The organism is Frankia sp. CcWB3 (genome assembly GCF_977927595.1).
In genome coordinates this window covers 1-4,828 of record NZ_CDWRCK010000287.1, presented here as the reverse complement: position 1 = coordinate 4,828, position 4,828 = coordinate 1, and the positions used below count along the sequence as shown (strand labels likewise).

2 protein-coding genes and 1 pseudogene are annotated in these 4,828 nt (G+C 75.5%); all 3 read left to right on the top strand.

Features of this window, described 5'->3' with window-relative positions:
- Positions 1–2,298: hypothetical protein (locus tag ACY5KJ_RS17590; protein WP_462203881.1), on the top strand; the 2,298-nt coding region annotated here is incomplete at its 5' end.
- Positions 2,295–4,250, top strand: a complete 1,956-nt coding sequence (locus ACY5KJ_RS17585) for a hypothetical protein (RefSeq protein ID WP_462203880.1) — start codon at positions 2,295–2,297, stop codon at positions 4,248–4,250. The genes ACY5KJ_RS17590 and ACY5KJ_RS17585, both read left to right, overlap by 4 nt.
- Positions 4,178–4,828: pseudogene (locus ACY5KJ_RS17580) on the top strand (hypothetical protein); the annotation flags it as partial. The gene ACY5KJ_RS17585 and the pseudogene ACY5KJ_RS17580, both read left to right, overlap by 73 nt.

Below are 4,828 nucleotides of genomic sequence, written 5' to 3'. Positions count from 1 at the left end.
GCGGACCAGCGTCCGGCGGTCGTGGGCCGCAGCGGCCGGACCTGGCGGGAGATGCCCCGGCGGATCCGCGGCGCCGGGGCCGACTGCCGGGTACGCCTGGTCAGCCTCGCCGGGCTGGGCTTCGGCGCCCTGCGTACGGCCGGCGCGGGCGGCCCGTCGACGCTACGGGTCGGTATGGAGCTGCTCTCGCTCGGCAACCCGCTGACCCCCCTGCTGCTCGACATCGTCGACGGCCCTGACGGGGCGCCCACGGGTTACGAGGCGCCCACGGGTTACATCACGAGCTGGGCGGCTGGCCCGCTCACCGACCCGCTCGAGCGGCAACGCGGCGACGACAGCATGGCCGCGCAGCTCGCGAACGGTGAGTTCGCCGCCCCCGCGGACGTCATGGACATGCTCGCCCCGCTCGGCGCGCTGCTCGACGACGCCGCGACCCAGCTCGGCGTCGTTCCCATCGAGCTCAGCCCGGACCATCTCGTGCACTGCCGGGGATCGCTGCGGCTGGTCGGGTACGGCCGCCACGGGTACGCGCCGGCCCGGGGGGTGATCCCGCCTGCGTCCGAACGTAGCCAGGACACGGTGGAACTGCTCGGCGACGACATCCCGGCACCGGACGCCCCGCTGGAGGAGTGGCGGGCAGCGCAGGTCCGGGCGTTGGCCCGGCTGATCGGGTGGTTGTCCACCGGCCGCCGGCCGACCGCCTACGGTGCGGTGACGGGCGGATCGCGGGCGGCGCGCGAGCAGGCGGTGGACCGGTACCTGCGGGGCTGCGGGATCGACGCCCGGGTTGCCGACCTGCAGCCCGGCCGGCTCCGGGAGGAGCTCACGACGCTGGCCGCCGCGGCGCGGCGCACGAAGATCACCGAGGGTCTCGCCGCCTCCGACGTCATCATCGCCTACCATCACGACGCCGCGGCCCGTGGCGGGTTCGGCGACCGCAACCCCCGCTTCGAGCGGGGCCTGGTCGGCGGCACGTACCTGGGCACGGTCGACCGGGTCGACCCCCGGTTCGTCGTGATGAAGCTCAGGTACGGCGTCCGGGTGTTCGTGCCGCGTTCCGGCACCGGGTTCGACGTCGATCTCACCACCGTCCTGCAGGCCGGTGAGCAGCGCCCGGTGACGGTGCGCCGTTTCGACGAGACGCTCACCCCGCGCGGCGATCCCAAGGGCCTGCGGGGAGTGTTCGCGCCGGCGGGGACGGAGGTCATGACGGCCGAGCGCCGGGTCAACCCGGAGCCGGTGCGCCTCGCGACGAGCCTGCAGTCCGGGCGGGCGGCGGTCGGCGTGGCCGCCTTCGAGGCCGCGGACCTGTCCAGCCCGCTGGCTGGCCTGCTCGGCGGTTCCGGCTGGCTGCTCTGCCCGCCCGACGACCTCGCCCGGACCCTGGTTGCGCTGCGACGCGTGCGGTCCGCGCACCGGGCACCGGACGGCGCGGTGCCCGATCCGGCCCGGATCATCGCCTTCGGTGTCGACCCGGCGGCTCTGACCGAACCGAACGCCCTGGCGAGCGCCGGCCAGCGGGTGGAGTTCGCGCTGCCGCTGCTCGACGAGGACGGCCAGGCCCACGCTCCGCGCGCCTGGAGGGACCTGCCGCTGGTCGATGACGTCTCGTTGCAGGGGCTGCGCAGGCGCATCGGAGCGACGGCGGGGCAGAGCGCGGCCCGGCGGCTGTTCGCCGCGGCCTTCGCGCACCTGCTGGTGAACCCGGACGAGAGTGCCCTCGCGGCCGACACCGGCAGCCCGCAACGCGGTGGGCGTAGCGCAATCATGACGATGCTGCAGGAGATCGGTCGGGCGTTCGCCGGGCGGCCGGACCTGATTGTCACGGTCACCGCGGAGCTCGCCGAGCAGCAGAGCGTCCTGGCGGCCCGGGACAGCGCGAAGATGCTCGACGAGCTCGCGGCGGTCCTGCGGCCGCTGCCGGCCGAGCGCCGGATCGTCATCGACGTGATGCGGCTGGTCATGCGGGAGCGGATCCGGCCGGAGACCCGCCGGATGCTGCTCGCCGAGACGCTGCCCGCGACTGGTGTCCTCACCGGTTGCTGGGGTGACGTCTGGCAGATCACCGCGGTCGGTCTGACCGAGCTGACCGAGGCCCTCGAACGGGTGGCCGCGACCGGGCAGGTGCTGGCCCGGGCACCCCGACTCGACCGCGACGCGGTTGTCTCGCTCGCGGTCGCCGGCGCGGCGCCGGCGGTGGTGCGGTGCGCGCCGCTGTTGCCCGTCGATCTGATCCGGGAACTCACGGAACGTGCCCGGGTGACGCCCGAGGTGCTGCGGGGGGAACCAACCCGGTGAGTGGGCGGCCCGGCAGCGGCATCGTCCACCGGATCGAGCTGCTCGCGCGGGCCGGCGCCGAGGCGGTGCCCGGACTCACCGAGGACGAGGTCCGCCGGTTCGTGCTCGATGGCGGCCCGGACGGCGGCCCGGATGGCGGCGCGGACGGTGGCGTGGTGGAGGGCGCGACCGCCTCCGCCGCGACCGCCTCCGCCGAGGACGTGTCGGCCCCGGTCGCGGACCCGCGGGCCGCGTTCGCCGAGACCCCGGTCGTCGCCCCTGAGCCGGACTGGATGCCGGACTGGTGCGCGGCCCTCGCGGCTGCCGGCGGGCTGGCGGCCGACGAGGTGCGGGACCGGGCGATCGAGGAGAACCTCCTGGCCGGACCGGGTCCGGTGCCGCCGTCGCGGTGGGACCCCGACATCGCCGGGTGCCTCGCCGAACGGTGGGAGACGACGAGCCTCGCCGAGCTGATCGAGCTCGGGCGGGTGCTGGCCGCGGGTGACCTGCTCTGGATCCGCTCGGTGGCCGTCACGGTCGGGGTGTCCGTGTCGGAGGTGGTCGACGCGGCACTTGCCCAGCGCCTGCTCGGCCAGGCGCGGCCACCGTCACCATCCGACTGGTCCCAGGCGGACGTCGCCTCCTACCTCACCGAACGGTGGACCGCGGTGCCGTTGGTGGCGTTGCTCGACGTGGCCCGGGACCTGACGCGGTCGAGCGTCGGCTGGCTGCGCGCGGTGGCCGACGCCGCCGCGGTCCCGGTCTCCAGCGCGATCGACCGGGCCGTCGCGGAGGGCATCCTCGGCGAGGCCTCGCCGACGGACGCGGCGCTGCCGCCGCTGATCGCCGGCTACGTCGCCGCACGCTGGGACGAACGGTCGCTGCGGGACATCATGGCGACGGTCCGGGTCCTGGTGAACGGCGACCTGGAGTGGCTGCGTTCCTTCGGCGCCGCGCTCGGCGCGAATCCGGGCGGCCTCGTCGACGAGGCCGTCACGGCGGGCCTGCACCAGGCTGACCCGCCGCCCGATCCCGTCTGGTGGGTCGATCCGCGCGTCGTCGCGTTCGCGCGATCCCGGTGGGGCGTCCTGCCGCTCGACACCCTGCTGAAGATCGTCCGATGCCTCGCCGTCGAGGACATCGTCTGGACCACGCAGTTCGCCGAGCTTGTCGCGGCGGACCCGTCGACGGTGATCGAGACCGCCTTCCAGGAGAACCTGCTCGGCAGGCCGGGCATGTCGGCGTGGGCGGTGGCCCTGTTCGACGACGACGTCGTCGGGCTGTACCTGTCCCGGCGCTGGGGCATCCATCCGCTCGCCGAGACCCTGAACAGGGCCAGCCTGATCGGGGCGGCGCGCGACTGGCTGGTCCGGCTCGCCCGGATGTCCGGGCAGGACGTGGCCGACGTGCTCGACACCGCGATCGCGGAGGGCGTCCTGCGCCGCGGGGCGCAGTCCGCGCCCCCTCGCTGGAGGGTGTCTCCGCGCCCTATCTGGCCGCTCACTGGGGCACGATGCCGCTGCCCCGGCTGCTCGTCGAAGCGGCGCGCGCGGCCCGGGGCGAGCCGGACCCCACAGGACCCCTCACCACCGGTCCGGCGGGGCCGGCCACCACGGGTCCATCCGGTCCATCCGGTCCATCTGGTTCGTCTGGTTCGTCTGGTTCGTCTGGTTCGCCTGGTCGGGTTGCCGGTTCGTCCGCGTCCTTCGCGGCGGAGGTCGCGTCGCTGGTCGCGCTCGACCCGGCTACCGTCGCCGCGACCTGCGGTGCCCGCCTGGTGCGGGTGGCCGCCGCGCTGCACGGGGCGCCGCGCCTGGTGTCGGCGCTGGGCGCGTTGGACCCGCCCGCCCGGGCCTGGTTGCTGGCGGTCGCCGACCTGCTGCCCGCGGGCGCGGACGAGGTGGATCTGGCCGTCGCCGCCACCACGGACGACCCGGTCGCCGTGGTCGGCCTGGCTCTGGAGCACGGCATAGCGGTGACCGAGGCCGCTGCCGCGGCCGCGTGTCTCGGCCGGGTACCCGAGGCCGACCGGCCGGTGCTCGCGCCGCTCGGGGGGCTGCTCGCCCGGATACCCGTGGCCGTGCTGGTGACACTCGCCTCGCTCGACCTGGAACCCGCGGTGCGCCGGGCCCTGGCCGGCGTCGAGCAGGCACATCCGGGCGCCGTGGACGTGGTCGCGCTGCACGGGGCGCCGGCGGCGCCCATTATCACCGGGCCCCGGTCGCAGGCGATGATCTCGCTGCTGCAGCGGATCGAGCCGACACCGGGACTCGTGCCGTGGATCCTGACCGCGGGTCCCGAGGCGGCGGTCGCGGTCGCCACGGCCGGTCCCGGCGTCATCGACGTCGCCGCCCGGGCCGCCGACGCCTGGCGGCGTGGCGACGTCGCCGGCCCACTCGCCGCGATCAAGGCTGCCTGGGAGGCGACCGGCCCGACGGACCGGGTCTGGCCCGTCCCAGCCGCGGGCGTCAGCCGCCGGGGTGACAACCTCATCCGGCTGGCCATCACCGTCTATCCCCTCGCGGCGCGGGGACGTTCGGTCAGCGAGATC